Origin of the sequence: Bradyrhizobium huanghuaihaiense, assembly GCF_025200885.1 — a bacterium.
GTDB classification, from domain to species: domain Bacteria; phylum Pseudomonadota; class Alphaproteobacteria; order Rhizobiales; family Xanthobacteraceae; genus Bradyrhizobium; species Bradyrhizobium huanghuaihaiense.
In genome coordinates, this window is record NZ_CP104172.1 from 7,111,163 (window position 1) to 7,127,775 (window position 16,613).

At 65.7% G+C, this 16,613-nt stretch carries 18 protein-coding genes and 1 tRNA gene; 11 read left to right on the forward strand and 8 right to left on the reverse strand.

Going from position 1 to position 16,613, the window contains the following annotated elements:
* Nucleotides 1–95 precede the first annotated feature (95 nt).
* The 3 genes from N2603_RS33610 to N2603_RS33620 form a co-directional block, all read right to left on the reverse strand.
* Nucleotides 96–1,454 (reverse strand): sigma-54-dependent transcriptional regulator, encoded by a 1,359-nt coding sequence (locus N2603_RS33610; RefSeq protein WP_260385505.1) that lies wholly within the window; start codon nt 1,452–1,454, stop codon nt 96–98.
* On the reverse strand, nt 1,451–3,238 hold the full coding sequence (locus tag N2603_RS33615) for a sensor histidine kinase (protein ID WP_260385506.1): 1,788 nt from the start codon (nt 3,236–3,238) through the stop codon (nt 1,451–1,453). The genes N2603_RS33610 and N2603_RS33615 overlap by 4 nt, the downstream gene beginning before the upstream one ends.
* 268 nt (nt 3,239–3,506) lie before the next feature.
* Nucleotides 3,507–3,583, reverse strand: a tRNA-Pro gene (locus N2603_RS33620).
* Between the two features lie 68 nt (nt 3,584–3,651).
* Between N2603_RS33620 and N2603_RS33625 the strand changes: the two genes are divergently transcribed.
* The 6 genes from N2603_RS33625 (at nt 3,652) to N2603_RS33650 (ending at nt 9,575) form a co-directional block, all read left to right on the forward strand.
* The gene (locus N2603_RS33625) at nt 3,652–4,641 is read left to right on the forward strand and encodes an L-threonylcarbamoyladenylate synthase (RefSeq protein ID WP_026312969.1); all 990 of its coding nucleotides are present in this window, start codon (nt 3,652–3,654) and stop codon (nt 4,639–4,641) included.
* Nucleotides 4,642–4,656: 15 nt separating this feature from the next.
* The gene (locus N2603_RS33630; protein WP_018648751.1) at nt 4,657–6,084 is read left to right on the forward strand and encodes an FAD-binding oxidoreductase; all 1,428 of its coding nucleotides are present in this window, start codon (nt 4,657–4,659) and stop codon (nt 6,082–6,084) included.
* A complete protein-coding gene (locus N2603_RS33635) occupies nt 6,081–6,527 on the forward strand; it encodes a GNAT family acetyltransferase (RefSeq protein WP_260385507.1) in 447 nt (148 codons plus the stop codon). The genes N2603_RS33630 and N2603_RS33635 overlap by 4 nt, the downstream gene beginning before the upstream one ends.
* 10 nt (nt 6,528–6,537) lie before the next feature.
* Nucleotides 6,538–7,119: an NUDIX hydrolase gene (locus tag N2603_RS33640; RefSeq protein WP_260385508.1), complete on the forward strand. Its 582-nt coding sequence runs from the start codon at nt 6,538–6,540 to the stop codon at nt 7,117–7,119.
* 296 nt (nt 7,120–7,415) lie between these two features.
* Nucleotides 7,416–8,345: a glycine/sarcosine/betaine reductase selenoprotein B family protein gene (locus N2603_RS33645; protein ID WP_260385509.1), complete on the forward strand. Its 930-nt coding sequence runs from the start codon at nt 7,416–7,418 to the stop codon at nt 8,343–8,345.
* 36 nt (nt 8,346–8,381) lie between these two features.
* Complete coding sequence (locus tag N2603_RS33650) at nt 8,382–9,575, forward strand: CaiB/BaiF CoA transferase family protein (protein WP_260385510.1); 1,194 nt, start codon at nt 8,382–8,384, stop codon at nt 9,573–9,575.
* A 110-nt stretch (nt 9,576–9,685) separates the two neighbouring features.
* Here N2603_RS33650 and N2603_RS33655 read toward each other — a convergent pair whose 3' ends face one another.
* On the reverse strand, nt 9,686–10,450 hold the full coding sequence (locus N2603_RS33655; protein ID WP_260385511.1) for an SOS response-associated peptidase: 765 nt from the start codon (nt 10,448–10,450) through the stop codon (nt 9,686–9,688).
* A 63-nt stretch (nt 10,451–10,513) separates the two neighbouring features.
* Here N2603_RS33655 and N2603_RS33660 point away from each other — a divergent pair, with 63 nt between their 5' ends.
* From N2603_RS33660 to N2603_RS33680, 5 genes are all read left to right on the forward strand, one after another.
* Nucleotides 10,514–11,014: a hypothetical protein gene (locus N2603_RS33660; protein WP_018648757.1), complete on the forward strand. Its 501-nt coding sequence runs from the start codon at nt 10,514–10,516 to the stop codon at nt 11,012–11,014.
* A gap of 4 nt (nt 11,015–11,018) precedes the next feature.
* Nucleotides 11,019–11,453 (forward strand): NUDIX hydrolase, encoded by a 435-nt coding sequence (locus N2603_RS33665; RefSeq protein WP_260385512.1) that lies wholly within the window; start codon nt 11,019–11,021, stop codon nt 11,451–11,453.
* A gap of 44 nt (nt 11,454–11,497) precedes the next feature.
* Complete coding sequence (locus N2603_RS33670) at nt 11,498–11,875, forward strand: TIGR02301 family protein (RefSeq protein WP_018648759.1); 378 nt, start codon at nt 11,498–11,500, stop codon at nt 11,873–11,875.
* Nucleotides 11,876–12,067: 192 nt separating this feature from the next.
* Nucleotides 12,068–13,000, forward strand: a complete 933-nt coding sequence (locus N2603_RS33675; RefSeq protein WP_260384990.1) for an IS110 family RNA-guided transposase — start codon at nt 12,068–12,070, stop codon at nt 12,998–13,000.
* A gap of 277 nt (nt 13,001–13,277) precedes the next feature.
* Nucleotides 13,278–13,544, forward strand: coding sequence for a hypothetical protein (locus N2603_RS33680; protein ID WP_018648760.1), 267 nt, complete (start codon nt 13,278–13,280; stop codon nt 13,542–13,544).
* 208 nt (nt 13,545–13,752) lie between these two features.
* On the opposite strand, the gene N2603_RS33685 is transcribed toward N2603_RS33680, so the two are convergent.
* The 4 genes from N2603_RS33685 to N2603_RS33700 form a co-directional block, all read right to left on the reverse strand.
* Nucleotides 13,753–14,073, reverse strand: coding sequence for a cupredoxin domain-containing protein (locus N2603_RS33685; RefSeq protein WP_260385513.1), 321 nt, complete (start codon nt 14,071–14,073; stop codon nt 13,753–13,755).
* A 9-nt stretch (nt 14,074–14,082) separates the two neighbouring features.
* The gene (locus N2603_RS33690) at nt 14,083–14,613 is read right to left on the reverse strand and encodes a DUF4142 domain-containing protein (protein WP_260385514.1); all 531 of its coding nucleotides are present in this window, start codon (nt 14,611–14,613) and stop codon (nt 14,083–14,085) included.
* Nucleotides 14,614–14,703: 90 nt separating this feature from the next.
* Nucleotides 14,704–15,393 (reverse strand): RNA polymerase sigma factor, encoded by a 690-nt coding sequence (locus N2603_RS33695; RefSeq protein WP_260385515.1) that lies wholly within the window; start codon nt 15,391–15,393, stop codon nt 14,704–14,706.
* Nucleotides 15,394–15,493: 100 nt separating this feature from the next.
* Complete coding sequence (locus N2603_RS33700) at nt 15,494–16,363, reverse strand: sulfurtransferase (RefSeq protein ID WP_260385516.1); 870 nt, start codon at nt 16,361–16,363, stop codon at nt 15,494–15,496.
* Nucleotides 16,364–16,613: the final 250 nt, after the last annotated feature.

A 16,613-nucleotide genomic window follows, 5' to 3' on the forward strand; every position in this document is an offset into this window, starting at 1 on the left:
TTTCGAGGAGGACGGCCTCGCGAGGGCCAAAACGTCGGCAGGAATCCGCCGACGCGAATGCCGACATCGGCGGATTTCCGCCGATCGCCGACGGCTCAGGATTCCTTGCGGCCGGGCCGCGCCAGGGCGTATTTCGCCATTTTCTCGTTCAGGGTCCGGCGCGGAACGCCGAGCTCCTCGGTGACGGCGGCAATCGACCAATCGTGCTCGCGCAAGGCGGCCTCGATCAGCGCGCGCTCATAGGCCGCAACGCGGTCGGCGAGCGTCCGCTGCGGCGCCCCCGGTTCGCCACGCCGCAGGATCTCGGCCACGCTGCGGCCGGTCGCCGCGAGCCCCAGCGCGTAGCGTTCGGCAACGTTCTTCAGCTCGCGCACATTGCCTGGCCAGTCATGGGCGAGCAGCGCATCGAGATCGTTCGCTCGCAGCGACGACATGGTGCGGCCCGCGCCCTTGGCGGCGGCGGCGGCGAAATGCTCGAACAGCAGCAGGACGTCGTTGCCGCGCTCGCGCAGCGGCGGCAGGTTGATCTCCGCTGCCGCGAGGCGGAAGTAGAGATCGGAACGGAAGCGCCCCTGGCGGCTTTCGGTCGCAAGATCACCCTTCGCCGCCGCGATGACGCGAACGTCGACCGGCAGGAGCTTGTTGGAGCCGACGCGCTCGATCGTACGCTCCTGGAGGGCGCGCAGGATCTTGGCCTGGAACGGCAGCGGCATGCTCTCGATCTCGTCGAGCAGGAGCGTGCCGCCGCTGGCGTGCTCGAACTTCCCGATGCGGGCGCCCCGTGCCCCGGTGAAGGCGCCGGCCTCATGGCCGAACAATTCGCTCTCGAACAGCTCGGCCGGGATCGCGGCACAGTTCACGGCGACGAAGGGCGCCTTCGCACGCGGACCGAAATCGTGCAGGGCCCGCGCCACCACCTCCTTGCCGGTTCCGGTCTCGCCGGTGACGATCACGTCGCGATCGTGACCGGCAAGCTCGAGGATGCTGGCCCGTACCGCCACCATCGCCTTCGACAGCCCGACCAGGCGGGCATCGATCGCGCCGGGGGCGGCAAGGCGATCCGAGAGCTGGCGAAGCTGCAGCTTCAGCTGCCGCCGCTCGATGGCGCGCGTCATGACGGCGGAGAGGAGCTCGGGATCATGAGGCTTCTGCAGGAAGTCGTAGGCGCCCTCGCGCATCGCAGCGACCGCCAGGGGCACATCGCCATGCGCGGTCAGCAGCACGACGGGAATGTCAGGATCGGCGCGGTGAACGTCGCGCATCAAATCGAGTCCGGATCGGTGCGGCATGCGAAAATCGGTCAGCACGGCATCGGGCGGGCTTTCTGTCACGAGGCGAATGGCCTCATCCGCGCCGGCGGCGGCCCGGACCGTGAAGCCGCCCAGCTCCAGCCATTGCCGCACCGAATTGCGGACGATCTCCTCGTCGTCGACGACGAGCACGGACCCGCTCATGCGTGCAATTCCTGATGTGGCGAGGCTAGCGCGACGTCCATGACCGGAATGACGACCTTGAAAGTCGAGCCCCTGCCCGGCGTGCTGTCCACCAGGATATCTCCTCCGAATTCCCTGACAATTCCGTACGAGATCGAGAGCCCGAGACCAAGCCCCTCGCCGATCTCCTTGGTCGTGAAGAACGGGTCGAACAGAGACTTGATATGCTCGGGTGGGATGCCCGCACCGGTGTCGCTGACCTCGATCACGGCGCTGTCGTCGTGGCGGCCGAGTGTGACGCCGAGGACCCGCCGCTCGCGATCGCGCATCGCATCGATCGCGTTCGACAGGAGGTTGACGACGACCTGCTCGAGCCGGATCGGATTGGCGAGACCATGAAGCGGCTCGGCAGGCGCGGAGCGCACCACCTCGATATGCTCGTTGTCGATCCGGTATTGCAGCAGGCGGATCGCATTGTCGATGACGGGCGCGAGCGCGACGGCGCTGCGCGTGCCGGTCTCCTTCCGCGCGAACATCCTGAGGTGATCGATCAGCGCCATCATGCGCTCGGCGATCGAGGACATCAGGTCGAGATTGGCGGCGGCACGATCGACCTCGTTGCGGCGGAGCAGAACGCGGCTGCTCGCGACATAGGTGATCAGCGCCGCGAGCGGCTGGTTGATCTCGTGCGCGACGCCGGCGAGCGCCTGACCGAGGCTGGCAAGCTTGGCGCTCTGCACCAGGCTTTCCATGGTCCGGCGCAGCTCTTCCGTGCGTTCGGCCACGCGCCGCTCGAGCACGTCATGCGCATCGAGCTTCGCCCGGACGACCTGCCGCCGCTGATAGGCCACCAGCACGACCAGCAGAGAGGCGATCAGGGCGAAGACGCTCGCGATCGCGACGGTCGACGCATTGCGCCGAGCATCCGCGACGTCCGAGAACAGGAGCAGCCGCCAGCCCTGATCGTGCGGCCGGACCTGAAGGGCGTAGTCCCCGAGCTCGACATTGCCTCGGCCGCGCGCGCGACCGATCTGAACGCGTTCCCGGTCGCCTTTGGGCACGAAGACCGGAGCTGGGTCGATCGCCTGACCGAATTGCTGCGCGGCATTCAGTTCTGCGAGCCGCTGCGCGGGGATCGGAAGCAGCGGACGGTATTTCCAGTCCTCGCGGCTGGCGAGGAAGATCACGCCATTCTCATCCTCCATCGCGACGAGATCGCCGGCACTTGCCCAGTCCGCCTCGAGCGCACTGAGATCGATCTTGACCACGGCGACGCCGAGGGTCTTGCCGCCCTCCATGATCCGATGCGACAGGAAATAGCCGGGCTGTCCCGTGGTGGCGCCGACGGCGTAGTAATGGCCTTCGCCGGTTCGCATGGCGTCCATGAAATAGGCGCGGAACCCGTAATTGTGTCCGACGAAACTCGAATCCAGGTCGAAATTGCTTGCCGCGAGCGCAAGGCCGGTGCTGTCGAGAACATAGAGCTCGGCGGACCGGGCTCCCTGATTGAGCGATTTAAGGTAGCGGTTGGCGGCGGCGGACGCCGATGCGTCATGGGGGTCGCGATAGAGCTCGCGGATGGGATCGGCGAGCGACAGAACCGCCGGCAAATAGCGATAGCGCGCAACAGTCGCATCGAAGGTACTGGCAATCAGCGCAAGCCGGTCATTGGCCTCCCGCTCCATGCGCGCAAAGGCGGCATCCAGCGCGAGGACGTAGGCCAGCCAGCCCGCCGCCGCGATGGCCGCAAGCGCGGCTATGCCGATCAGCACGTATCGCGGCAGGGCTGGACGGGGGCGTTGCATCGGGGCTCCGGATCGAGGCGATATCGCTAGGTAGCACAGGCAGGGCCTGTGGCGCGGCTGCGAACACGAGGGGGCTCCGGCGGATCGCCGAGCCGGCCACTCGGCCGCCTTGCACCCTAATCGCCTTGCGGAGCCATGCCGCATCGGCAAGCGGCCCTGCCGACCCAAATCGGCCGTGGACCCGTCCCGAAAATCGTTGCAAAAAGGCGCTCCGAGGCGCCGGCGGCCGGTCCGCCAAGTCTCTGGAAAACGTCGACTTTTGGAAGAATGGTCGGAGTGGCAGGATTCGAACCTGCGACCCCTGCGTCCCGAACGCAGTGCTCTACCGGGCTGAGCCACACTCCGACAAGAAGGCGGCTTATAGCGTCGGGTTTGGCGCACCGCAAGCGGCCGAGATGAGGAATTTTGTCCCTGTGAAAACGGGTCTTGAAACGCTGATTTTACCGGCCGGCGAGGCCGCCGCCGGGGCCGCCGCCCGGACGCTCGCGGCCGGCGGGCTGGTCGCGTTCCCGACCGAGACGGTCTACGGGCTCGGCGCGGACGCCGCCAATGCCAGTGCGGTCGCCCATATCTACGGCGCCAAGGGGCGGCCCGCCTTCAATCCGCTGATCGCGCATGTCGCGGACATCGCCGCTGCGCGCCGGATCGGCCGGTTCGACGCCCGCGCGCTGAAGCTTGCGGAGGCATTCTGGCCGGGGCCGCTGACCCTGGTGGTGCCGAAGACGGACGACTGTCCGGTGGCGGATCTCGCCACTGCAGGTCTCGACACCGTCGCGATCCGCATTCCCGCCCACCCGGTGGCGCAGGCGATCCTGCGCGCCTTTGGCGGAGCGGTGGTGGCGCCGTCCGCCAACATCTCCGGCCACGTCTCACCGACGCTGGCCGCCCATGTTGAAAGCGACCTTGCGGGGCGGATCGACCTCATCGTCGACGGCGGGCCGGTCGACGTCGGCGTCGAATCGACGATTGTCGGCTGCTTCGATGCGCCGATGCTGCTTCGGCCCGGAGGATTGTCGCGTGAGCGGATCGAGGCGGTGCTCGGCGCAGCCCTGGCGCGACCGCCTGTGGAGGCCGGCAGCGACGACAGCCAGCCGCTGGCGCCGGGCATGCTGGCCTCGCATTACGCGCCACGCGCCAATGTGCGGCTCCGCGCGCAGGACGTTGCGCCTGATGAAGCGCTGCTCGCGTTCGGACCTTCGCGCCTGCCCGGCATTGATGCTGCCGCGGCTGTCATGAATTTGTCGCCCGCCGGTGATCTCGATGAAGCCGCCGCCAATCTGTTCGGCTATCTTCGCAGCCTGGATGCGAAGGCGCCGAAGGCGATCGCCGTCATGTCGATCCCCGAGGAAGGGCTGGGGGAAGCGATCAATGACCGACTGCGGCGCGCTGCGGTGGCACGATAAGAGCGAAGAGACGAGATGAACATCAACAAAACTGCCCCACCTCCGCTCGCGCCCGAGCTGATCGAACAATTCCGCAAGATCGTCGGCGAGCGCCACGCCATCACCGATGCGACCGACATCGAGCCTTACGTCACCGAGGAGCGCAACTTGTTCCACGGCCGCTCGCCGCTGGTGCTGCGCCCGGGCTCGACCGCGGAAGTCGCCGCGATCTGCAAGCTCGCCTCTGAACACAGAATTGCGCTGGTGCCGCAGGGCGGCAACACCGGGCTCGTCGGCGGCCAGACGCCGCACAATGGCGAGGTGGTGGTGTCGCTGCGGCGCCTCGACAAGATCCGCGAGGTCGATACCGCCTCCAACACCATGACCTGCGAGGCCGGCGTGGTGCTGCAAATCGCGCAGCAGAAGGCGTCCGACGTCGACCGGCTGTTTCCGCTGTCGCTCGGCGCCGAAGGCAGCTGCACCATCGGCGGGAATTTGTCGACTAACGCCGGCGGCACCGCCGCGCTCGCCTATGGTGTCGCGCGCGAGATGGCGCTGGGGCTGGAAGTGGTTCTCGCCGACGGGCGCGTGCTCAACGTGCTGTCGAAGCTGAAGAAGGACAACACCGGCTACAATCTGCACAACCTCTTCATCGGTGCGGAAGGCACGCTCGGCATCATCACGGCGGCGACGCTGAAGCTGTTTCCGAAGCCGCGGGCGGTCGAGACCGCCTATGTCGGACTGAAATCGCCGGCGGCGGCCTTGAAGCTGCTGACGATCGCGCAAGGCGAAGCCGCCAACGCGCTGACGAGCTTTGAATTGCTGTCGGAGATGGCGGTCGATTTCTCGGTCCGCCACGGCATCGACGTGCGCGATCCGCTTGCCGAGAAGCATCCCTGGTACGTGCTGATGGAATTGTCCTCTCCCGGCGACGATGCCCGCACGCCGCTGGAGACGATCCTCGGCCGCGCCATGGAAGAGGAGATCGTCGACGACGCCGTGATCGCGGCCAGCCTCGCCCAGCGCAACAATTTCTGGAAGCTGCGCGAGGAGATGTCGGCGGCGCAGAAGCCGGAGGGTGGCTCGATCAAGCACGACATCTCCGTGCCCGTCGCCGCCGTGCCTGCCTTCATCGCGGAGGCCGATGCCGCCGTCGTCAAGCTGATCCCCGGCGCGCGGCCGGTGCCGTTCGGCCATCTCGGCGACGGCAATCTGCACTACAATATCAGCCAGCCGATCGGCGCCAACACGGCCGATTATCTGGCGCGCTGGCACGAGATGAACGCCGTGGTGTTCGAGATCGTGCTGCGCATGGGCGGCTCGATCTCGGCCGAGCATGGCATCGGCGTGCTCAAGCGCGACGAGCTGCCCGAGGTGAAGGACAAGACCGCGATCGAGCTGATGCGGTCGATCAAGGCGATGCTCGATCCGCTCGGCATCATGAATCCGGGGAAGGTGCTGTGAGCGTGTCTCTTACCATCGATGCAATCAAGGAAGCCGACGTCGAGAAGGTGGTTGCGCTGTGGCAGCGCTGCGGCCTGACGCGGCCCTGGAACGACCCGCATGCCGACATCGCGCTGGCGCGGCGGCGGGAGAATTCGACTGTGCTGGTCGGCCGCGAGGCTGACGGGATCGTCGCGACCGTCATGGTCGGCCATGACGGCCATCGCGGCTGGGTCTATTATGTTGCGGTCGATCCTGACAGCCAGAAGCGCGGCTATGGACGCGTGGTCATGGCTGCAGCGGAGGACTGGCTGCGCGCGGCTGGAATCTCGAAGCTGCAGCTCCTGGTCCGGCGCGAGAACGCGCAAGCCAATGCATTCTATGGCTCGCTCGGCTTCGAGCTGTCCACCTCCGTGATGTTCCAGAAGTGGCTCGACGGCCGCGCGACCACGCCAAGCAACTGAGATCGGGCCAATGACCATTTCCGACCGCGTCCGCATCAAGGACGTCCGCGTGCTCTCGGACAACTGGACGCCGCTGAAGACCACGACGTTCGAGTACCGCCGCGCCAATGGCGCGTGGCAGACGCAGCACCGCGAGACCTATGAGCGCGACAACGCCGCCGCCGTGCTGCCCTACAACCTTGCCCGGTGCACTGTGATCCTGGTGCGCCAGTTCCGCCTGCCGGCCTTCATCCGCGGTTACGACGACCTCCTGATCGAGGCCGCGGCCGGCGTGCTGGACAATGCCTCGCCCGAAGAGCGCATCCGCGCCGAGGCCGAGGAGGAAACCGGCTATCGCCTGCACCACGTCCACAAGGTGTTCGAGGCCTTCATGAGCCCCGGCGCCGTGACCGAGAAGCTGCATTTCTTCGTCGCCGAGTACGAGCCGGAGATGCGGGTCAGCGACGGCGGCGGCCTGGAACACGAGGGCGAGGACATCGAGGTGCTCGAGCTGTCCATCGACGAGGCGCTGGCGATGATAGCCGACGGCCGCATCATCGACGCCAAGGCGATCATGCTGTTGCAATACGTGGCGCTGCATGTGTTCCGGTAGATGACGCTCTTCACCCTCCCCTGGAGGGGGAGGGTCGATCGCGCGCAGCGCGAGCGGGGTGGGGTGATCTCTCCACTCGGACACTGTTGGATGTGGAGAGACCGTCACCCACCCCGTCTCACATTTCGCTAACGCTCCATGTGAGCCGACCCTCCCCCTCCAGGGGAGGGTAAGCGGCACCGTCCTCGCCGCACCATCCTCATCTGCAATTCTGACCTGCGCCGCCGCTCCCCCCGTTGAGCAACCCCAAAACTATCTCTAGTCTATCGCCAACCAAGAACCAGGAGACGCGCCCCATGTCCGCTCCGCGCGACGACGAATTCGGCTTTGCGCCCGACTATGACTCCCCCGTCCCTTACATGCAGCGCACGCGCGATTATTATGCGGCGATCGGCTACACCACGCCGTATCGCTGGGCGCATTACACCGAGGCGCCGTTCCAGCCGCTGAAGAAGCCGCTGGCAAAATCGCGCGTCACCATCATCACCACCGCTGCACCTTACGATCCCACCAAGGGCGACCAGGGGCCGGGCGCAGCCTATAACGGCAGCGCGAAGTTTTATCAGGTCTATGACGGCGACACGTCGCAACAGCACGACCTGCGCATCTCCCACATCGGCTACGACCGCAAGCACACCTCGGCAACCGACAGCGGCACCTGGTTTCCGCTGCCACAGCTGTTGAAAGCGTCCGCCGCCGGACGCATCGGTGACGTGGCACCACGCTTCTTCGGCGCACCGACCAACCGCAGCCATCGCGTCACGCTAGACACCGACGCGCCGGAGATTCTTTCGCGCTGCCTCGCCGACAAGGTCGATGGCGCCGTGCTGGTGCCGAACTGCCCGGTGTGCCACCAGACCACCGCGCTGGTGGCGCGGCACCTGGAGCGGAACGGCATTCCGACCGTGATCATGGGCTGCGCCAAGGACATCATCGAGCACGCCGCCGTGCCACGCTTCCTGTTCTCGGACTTCCCGCTCGGCAATTCCGCCGGCAAGCCGCACGACGTCGCCTCGCAGGCACAGACGCTGGAGCTCGCGCTGAAGCTTCTGGAGACCGCGAGCGGGCCGCAAACCACCATGCAGTCGCCGCTGCGCTGGAGCGAGGACGCCGCCTGGAAGCTCGACTACAACAACGTCGCGCAGCTCTCCCCGGAAGAGCTCGCACGCCGCCGCGCCGAATTCGACAAGCAGAAGGAGATCGCGCGCGGCAACCGCGCCGCCTGACGTCCTCCGACAAGAAACAAGCCAAGGGAGAGCGACGTGACGCGACCGTTCGAGGGCGTGAAGATCCTGGATTTCACGCAAGTGCTGGCCGGCCCCTATGCGAGCTACCAGCTCGCGCTGTTGGGCGCGGACGTCATCAAGGTCGAGCGGCGCGAGGGCGAGGACATGCGCCGGACGCCGCTCTCCCGCGAATGGGCCGAGCGCGGGCTGGCGCCGGCGTTCCAGGCGATCAACGGCAACAAGCGCAGCCTGACGCTCGACCTGCAGAAGCCCGATGCCATCGCCATCGTGAAGAAGCTTGCCGCTCAGGTCGATGTCGTCATGGAAAACTTCCGCCCGGGCGTGATGGACAAGCTCGGCATCGGTTATGAGGCGCTCTCCGCGATCAATCCAAAACTGATCTATTGCGCGGTGTCAGGCTTCGGCCAGACCGGCCCGGACCGTTTGCGGCCCGGCTATGACGGCAAGATGCAGGCGCTGTCCGGCATCATGGCGATCACCGGCCATCCTGAAACGGGGCCGACCCGCGCCGGCTTTGCCGTGTGCGACGTGCTCTCGGGCGCCACCGCCGCGTTCGGCGTGTCGAGCGCGCTGTATCAGCGCGACCGCACCGGCAAGGGACAGCTCATCGACGTCTCCATGCTGGAGGCAACGATGGCGTTCCTCTCGGGCCAGATCGCCGACTGGTCGGTCGCCGGCCATCGCCAGCAGCTTTCGGGCAACCAGGCGGTGAGCCGCAGGACCACGGCGAATTTGTTCAGATGCGGCGACGGCCACCTCCTGCTCGCCGTCAACAACGAGAAGCAGTACCGCGCGCTGATGTCCACGCTCGGACGCGAGGACACGCTGAGTGATCCGCGCTTTTCGGACTGGTTCTCGCGCAACGAGAACGAGCCGGCCCTGCGCGCCATCATCGAGGAGGCGCTGGCGAAACGGCCGGCGCGCGAATGGGAGACGATCCTGGAAGACGCCGGCGCCCCCTGCGCCAGCATCTGGAAGGTCGAGGAGGTGATCGACCATCCGCAAATCAAGGCGCGCGGCGCGATCCAGGAGCTCGACACACCCTATGGCCGCCTGCGCTTTGCGGGCAGCGGGTTCAAGCTCGCGCATGGCGGCGGCAGGCTCGATCGCATGGCGCCGGAGCTGGGCGCGGATACGGATGCGGTGCTGGGCGAGCTGGGGTTCGATGCAGCGGAGATTGGGGCACTGAGGGCAAGGGAGGTTGTCTAGAACTCCGCTGCCGTAGGGTGGGCAAAGCGAAGCGTGCCCACCATTGCGCATTGAGGAGAGAGATCGTGGGCACGGCGCGTTGCGCCTTTGCCCACCCTACGGCACCGCAGCTAGAACAACGACCCCTGCCCGTCATCTGACGACGCCGCGGCAACCTTTCGCACCGTCTTCTTCGGCTTCACGGCCCCGGCTTCCGCCTCCATCTCCTCCGCACTGATCGGCAAGAGCAGCTGCTCGTCGTCATTGGCGACGCGGTTGACGCGGGTGGAGACGGGGTGCCAGGCGAATTCGCCGATGCGTGGGGGCCTCATCAGCGGCAGGATCGCATCAACCTCGTCGCCGCGATGATCGAGCCAGCGCTCGAAATCGCGCGGGCTGATGGTGACGGGCACACGGTCATGCAGTGCCGCCAAGTCCTCGCCCGCTGCGGCCGTGACGATCGCGACCGTGTCGAGCTCCTCGCCGTTCGGCCCGACCCAGGTCTCGAACACCGCGGCAAAGCCGAGCGGCTCGCCGTCGGCGCGGTGGATGAAGAACGGCTGCTTGCGGCCGCCCTCCGATTTCCACTCGTAATAGCCGTCCGCCGGGATCAGGCCGCGGCGCCGGCGTATAGCTTTCTTGAACGCCGGCTTCTCCAGCACGGTCTCGGACCGGGCGTTGATCAGCAACGTAAATCCGCGGGGTTCCTTGACCCAGGACGGCAGCAGGCCCCAGCGCATCAGGCGGAAATGGCGCGCGCCGTTCTCGACCAAAACGACCGGAATCGGTTGCGTCGGGGCGACATTGTACCGGGGCGGGAAATTCGGCTGCTCGACATAGCCGAACAGTTGCCGCAAAGCCGCGGGGGCCGAAGTTATGACGAAGCGTCCACACATCCTTGAGGGCCTATATAGGGTCCGTTCAGGTCCTTTTAACCCCGAACGTTAACACTGCGGCAGATGAGCTCAACGGCCACCCAACCCGCGCGGACGCATGTACAGACGGGCCCCGAGGCTGCGGCCTGGGCCGAACGGCTGCGCGTGGCCAACATCAACCCGCGGACCGGGCTTGCCACTGACTATCTCAACCATTTCAATGAAGCCGTGATGCTGCTCGAAATGGTCCCTGATATGCCGGAATGCGCCGAAGATTTTTTGACCTGGTCGCCGCTGTCCTATGCTGAACATTTCACCGCGTCCAATTTCAAGGCACGGGACCTCGCGATCGAGGCCTATGAGAAGGCCGATCCCAACGTGCGCGCCCAGTTCGACCATATCACTGACACCATGACCTCGATCCTGACCGCGGTCGGCTCGGCCATGCGTGAGGTCGAGAAGGACACGACCCGCGTGCGCCTCGCCGAGCAGGCCACCCTTTGGGTCAAGCCGCTGATCGCGGCCTGCGGCGGCATCATCAATGGCGGCGCCGAGGCCGACGTCGATACGATCATGGCGAACTAGTGCCATGTCCGCGGTCGTCCAGCCCAGCCATCCCCAGATCGCGGTCAGTGCCGCGATTTTTCGCGACGGCAAGGTGCTGCTGACCCGCCGCGCCCGCTCGCCCGCAAAAGGCTTCTATTCGCTGCCCGGCGGCCGGGTCGAGTTCGGCGAATCGCTGCACCAGGCGGTCAAGCGCGAGGTCGACGAGGAGACCGGGCTCGGTATCGAGATCATTGGGCTAGCCGGATGGCGCGAGGTGCTGCCGGCCGCACCCGGCGCCGGCCACTATCTGATCATGTCCTTTGCCGCCCGCTGGGCGGCCCGGGAGCCGGTCCTGAACGACGAGCTCGACGATTACCGCTGGATCGCCCCGGACTCCCTGGCGAGCCTCCGCGACCTCAAGCTGACCGGGGGGCTGGAGGAGGTCATCCAGTCCGCCCACCGGCTGATCGGGGCCTGACGGCCCGCCTTGCGCCCGCCGTCCCGAGGGGGCATACACCGTCGATGTCGACGCGATTTCTGGCCATTTTCGCCCTGATTCTCGCCTGTGCCTGCCCGCCCGCCCGGGCCCAGGACGTGGCGGCGCCGTTTGACGGCGAACTGCAGCGGCTGGCCGAGATCCTCGGCGGGCTGCACTATCTGCGCGGCATCTGCGGGTCCAACGAGGGCAACAAATGGCGCACCGAGATGCAGGCGCTGATCGACGCCGAAACCCCATCCGGAGAGCGCCGCACCCGCATGATCGCCGGCTTCAACCGCGGCTATAACGGTTTCCAGCAGACCTACCGGAGCTGCACGCCCGCCGCGACGGTGGCGATCCGCCGCTATATCGAGGAAGGCTCGAAGATCTCGCGCGATCTCACCGCGCGCTACGCGAACTGAGTGTCTCCTCATCCTTGTAAGTCACGACTCACTGGATCGGATAGAGTGTCCGATGCGGTAACGGACGGGAGACCGCTTCATCCAAGGGCCTTGAAGCCCGTTCCTCAGCGCGGCGCCCCGTCCGTTGTTCCATTGAACCCGAACAGTCGCGGGGGCCGCCTGGCGAGCCCGGTTGCGCAAGGATGGGTGCAGATGGACGCGATCTATGTTGGCATTGATGTGTCGAAGGACCGGCTGGACGTGCATGTCCGTCCGATCGGAGAAGTGTTTGCCGTAGCGCGCGATGGCAAGGGCCTGGAAGAACTTGTTGCGCGCCTTCTGAGCTGTTCGCCGACGCTGGTTGGGGTGGAGGCGACGGGAGGCTTCGAGACCGTCGTCGCCGCGGCACTGGCCGGCGCCCAGCTGCCGCTGGTGGTGATCAATCCGGCCCAGATCCGGCATTTCGCACAGGCCATCGGTCAGCGCGCCAAATCGGATCCGATCGATGCGGCAGTGATCGCAAGGTTCGTCGAGGCGGTGAAGCCGGCCTTGCGCCCCGTCCCGGATCAGCAGGCGCGGCTGCTGGCCGAGTTGGTCGCTCGCCGACGGCAGATCATTGAGATGATCGTCGCCGAACGCCAGCGCGAGCAACGGGTTGAGAACGTCCGCATCCGCAAGGGCCTTGCTCGCCACATCAAGCTGCTCGAGAAGGAACTGCCGGATATCGACAACGACATCGACACACTGGTGCGCGGTTCGCCGGTCTGGCGGGACAAGGAGGATTTGCTGATCAGCTTTCCCGGTGTTGGCAACACACTCGCGCGCACCCTCCTTGCCGAAGTCCCCGAGCTTGGCGCGCTCAATCGGCGCCAGATCGCAAGCCTCGCCGGACTTGCCCCGTTCGTCCGCCAGTCCGGCCGATGGAAGGGCAGGAGCAAGATCGGCGGAGGCCGATCCGCCCTGCGGGCGGCCCTCTACATGGCCGCTCTTTCGGCGATCCGGTGCCATCCGCAGCTCAAGGTCTTCTATCGCCGCCTGGTCAGCGCCGGTAAGCCGAAAATGGTCGCCCTCATCGCCGTTGCCCGCAAGCTCCTGACCACCCTCAACGCCATGCTCAGGGACCGAAAACCATGGCAAACCGCTTGACGAAGAACACAGTCGCTGAGGAGCGCGCCCTTTGCGCGCGTCTCGAAGGATGAAGGCCCGGCTGCAGCAGCGGGGCCTCCATGGTTCGAGACGCGTGCGTCGCACGCTCCTCACCGTGAGGGTTTGGCTTCGGAGCATCCGACCCGGAACCCTGTCATCGACTTTGTTCACAGCCGTTAACCGTTCCTAAAGATGTGGCCTAGCGGACGTTAATGCGCGTGCTACACCTCTCGTGCAGCGCATCGCCGTGGACGCGCCCCAGCCCTGATCGAGTTTCATGAGCCAGCCGATTTCATACGCCCCCGACCGCGCGCCGCTGCCCGATCACGAGCAGAAGCAGGCAGCCCTGAGCTATCTCAACGAGGCCTGGGCCGAAGCGCGCCATGACGGCGTCGACGGCGACTGCCTGGCGCAGGCGAGCCTGTTCGCCGCATTCGCCGAGCTCGTCGGCACCTATGGCGAGGATGCGGTGGCAAAATTCGTCGAGGGTTTTCCGGGCCGTATCCGCAACGGCGAATTCTCCGTCGACATATCCCGGCAATAAGCACACTCCAAAAATGACCCCGCCACGCAGGCGGGGCCAGTTGACGGATGAATGACTTTGCGACGAGGTCTTGGCGACAAGATCTTGGCGACAAGGTCGCGAAGTCTGCCGCCTTTATCGCACGGAAGCCGTCTGCCGCGGACAAGCATTAGTCTCGCGATGAGCGGGAGATGTTCCCGACAGAGCCGGGAATATGCTCCCTCCTGCGTCAGGGCTCGATCTTGAGCGTCGCTTTCATGTTGGGATGATAGCGACAGTAATACTCGACCGTTCCCGCCTTCTTCGCGACTGATGTCGCCGACTTCTTCGGCGGCAGGGTCACGTCGAAATCGCCGTTCTTCGCGGTGGCGGTGTGGGCGAAGACGTCCTTGTTGATCCAGATGATGGTATCGCCGACCTTCGCCGATACCTCAGCCGGAGCGATCACGAGATTCTCCATCGTGATCTCTATCGTCGCGGCGCGCGCCGGGACTGATATCGACAGGAAGATGACCGCAAGCGCGATCGAAGCGAGGCGTCCCGGCATCATCCGATGTCCCTATTTCAGCTCGGCCGCGACATGCTCGGCGTGCTGCTGATGGCCTTGAAAGATCTTCAGGCCGGTCTGCAACAGGCTCTTCAGCTCAGCGTTACTGGCGGACGGAATCAGCTGGGTCTCCAGCGCGCTGTTGACCGCCTTGTGGTAGGCAACCTCGTTGGCGACATAGGCCTTGTCGAAGGCAGGGCCGCTCAGCTTGTCCAGCTCGGCCAGCTTGTCGCTGGCCTGCTTCGACAGCGCCTTGCTGGTGTCGTTGTCTTCAGGGGTGACGTTCAGCTTCTTGACCAGCGCCAGCGCCTGCTTGTTGACCGCCTCATGGTCGCGCAGCATGTCCTCGGCAAACGCCTTGACGTCCTTGTTCTTCGCCTTCTTCTGCGCCTGCTTGGCGGCGTTGATATCGATCACGCCGGCGGTGTAGGCGATATGGGCGATCTGCGGATCGGTCGGCTTGTCGGCGGCCTTGGCGCCGTGCAGCGCGGGACTCGACAGCAGAATTGCCGCGGCGACCGCCGCGCTCCAACGGATGAACATGGTTTGACCTCCTGTGCTGCCGGACGTTTTGCCGGTGCGTTGCTTCACAGGAATTGGATGGGCGTTTCGCGCAAACGTTCCCGGAAAATTTCAGCCGCCGACACCGAGCCGCTTCAGCACCGCTTCGGTCAGGCGCTCGCAGCGCCAGCCGGCAAACGGGAAGGCATCCATCATCACCGGGCCGATCTCCTTCTCGACGTTGTCACGCAGCATGGTGCGGGCGCGGTGCAGCCGCGTCTTCACGGTCTCGGGCTTCACGCCGAGCAACTTGGCCGTCTCCTCGATGTTCATGCCCTCCATGACGCGTGCGACGAACACCATGCGAAAAACATCCGGCAACTCGTCGATGGCGCGTTCGACGACGCGCTGGATTTCACGTTGGGCCATGGTCCTTTCCGGATCGCCTGCGGGAGAGACGGGAAATTTGATGATCTGCGCCTCGAGCGCGGCTTCGGACACCGAACCGAGCTCGACATGCGGCCTCGCGCTTCGCGATCGGCCAAGCGCCTCGTTGATGGCGATGCGCGACAGCCAGGTCGACAGGCCGGACTCACCGCGGAAGCCGTCGAGATGGGTGAAGGCGCGCACATAGGTTTCCTGCACCACATCCTCGGCTTCGCTGTCGCTACGCAGAATTGCGCGCGCGAGGCGGTATAGCCTGCGGTTGTTGACCTGCATGATCTCGCGCAGCGCGGCCTCGTCATGGCCCCTCGCGCGGTCGATCAGTACGGCTTCCGATGTTCTGGCGCCGGCGGACAGGCCGGCTGCGGTCCGTGGCATGGCGGTCACCTGCTTGTTTCGGTTCGTTCCGGACATTCGATGCAGGCTAGGGCGAAAGGTTCCTGACTTTCTTACCCTCCCCTGGAGGGTAAGAAAGGCCCTAATCCGTCTCGATCGGCAGCGACGGGTCCCTCGCCCATTCGCCCATCGAACCGTCGTACAGCGTCAGCTTGTCGTAGCCGAGCTGCGTCAGCAGCAAGAGGTCGATCGTCGCGGAGATGCCGCCGCCGCAATACACGATCACAGTCTTGTCGCGCGTGACGCCCTGGGCCGCGAACTTTGCTTCTGCATCTGCAAGGCTCGTCAGCGTCTTGTCGGCATTGACGAGCGTTGGGGCGGGTACGTTGACGCTGCCCGGCACGCGGCCGGACCGGCCGTAGCGGCTCGGCTCAAGGCCTTGGTGATATTGCGGTAAAAGCGCGTTGACGATTGCCGTCGAGGGATCACCGATCCGCGCCTTCACGGTGTCCTTGTCGACGAAAAAGCCCGCGCGCGGCGTGGCCTTGAAGGTCGTGGCCGGGTAGCCCTTCGGTACGCCCGTCTCGATCGGCCGCCCTTCCTCCTTCCATTTGTCGAGGCCGCCGTCGAGCACGCGAGCATCGACGCCGAGGGCGCGCAGCATCCACCAGAACCGCGTCGACCACATCATGCTGCCGATGCTGTAGAGCACGATGGTCTTGGATGCATCCAGACCATGGCGGCCGAAGGCGGCCTCGAGCTGGGCCACGTCAGGCATCATGTAGAGCGGCCGCGCGGAGGTGTCGGAGAATTCGCCCTGCAGGTCGAGGAAATCGGCACCGGGAATGTGGCCGGCTGCGAACGTCTTGTCGCCGGGCACCGCGCGATAGGGCACATCGCTGCCGGGCGGGACGGGCTGGTTGTAGGTCGTGCAGTCGTAGAGGCGGAGATTGGGATCGCCGAGCATGGCGGCGAGCTGCTCGGTGGTGATGAGGGGTGTCGGTTGGGACATTGTCACCTCGCGCTGCAAAGCGTAGCCCGGGTGAGCGTAGCGAAACCCGGGAACCTCGCAAAGTGAAAACCCGCATGTCGCTGCGCTCATGCGGGCTACGGCCTGCTGCACTTGCAAGCGAACACTCAAAACTCAATCCGTCACCCTGAGGTGGCCGCTTCTTCAGCGGCCCTCGAAGGGCGACGGCCCGGCTCTCTCCGCGTGGTCGCAGCGTGGCCGTGCATCCTTCGAGGCTCTCCACGGGACGCGT

Bases quoted from the DNA above. Each gene is read 5' to 3' on its own strand.
- N2603_RS33610 (WP_260385505.1), bottom strand. From the start codon at position 1,454: ATGAGCGGGTCCGTGCTCGTCGTCGACGACGAGGAGATCGTCCGCAAT.
- N2603_RS33615 (WP_260385506.1), bottom strand. From the start codon at position 3,238: ATGCAACGCCCCCGTCCAGCCCTGCCGCGATACGTGCTGATCGGCATA.
- N2603_RS33630 (WP_018648751.1), top strand. From the start codon at position 4,657: ATGAACATCAACAAAACTGCCCCACCTCCGCTCGCGCCCGAGCTGATC.
- N2603_RS33640 (WP_260385508.1), top strand. From the start codon at position 6,538: ATGACCATTTCCGACCGCGTCCGCATCAAGGACGTCCGCGTGCTCTCG.
- N2603_RS33645 (WP_260385509.1), top strand. From the start codon at position 7,416: ATGTCCGCTCCGCGCGACGACGAATTCGGCTTTGCGCCCGACTATGAC.
- N2603_RS33655 (WP_260385511.1), bottom strand. From the start codon at position 10,450: ATGTGTGGACGCTTCGTCATAACTTCGGCCCCCGCGGCTTTGCGGCAA.
- N2603_RS33660 (WP_018648757.1), top strand. From the start codon at position 10,514: ATGAGCTCAACGGCCACCCAACCCGCGCGGACGCATGTACAGACGGGC.
- N2603_RS33665 (WP_260385512.1), top strand. From the start codon at position 11,019: ATGTCCGCGGTCGTCCAGCCCAGCCATCCCCAGATCGCGGTCAGTGCC.
- N2603_RS33670 (WP_018648759.1), top strand. From the start codon at position 11,498: ATGTCGACGCGATTTCTGGCCATTTTCGCCCTGATTCTCGCCTGTGCC.
- N2603_RS33675 (WP_260384990.1), top strand. From the start codon at position 12,068: ATGGACGCGATCTATGTTGGCATTGATGTGTCGAAGGACCGGCTGGAC.
- N2603_RS33680 (WP_018648760.1), top strand. From the start codon at position 13,278: ATGAGCCAGCCGATTTCATACGCCCCCGACCGCGCGCCGCTGCCCGAT.
- N2603_RS33685 (WP_260385513.1), bottom strand. From the start codon at position 14,073: ATGATGCCGGGACGCCTCGCTTCGATCGCGCTTGCGGTCATCTTCCTG.
- N2603_RS33690 (WP_260385514.1), bottom strand. From the start codon at position 14,613: ATGTTCATCCGTTGGAGCGCGGCGGTCGCCGCGGCAATTCTGCTGTCG.
- N2603_RS33695 (WP_260385515.1), bottom strand. From the start codon at position 15,393: ATGCCACGGACCGCAGCCGGCCTGTCCGCCGGCGCCAGAACATCGGAA.
- N2603_RS33700 (WP_260385516.1), bottom strand. From the start codon at position 16,363: ATGTCCCAACCGACACCCCTCATCACCACCGAGCAGCTCGCCGCCATG.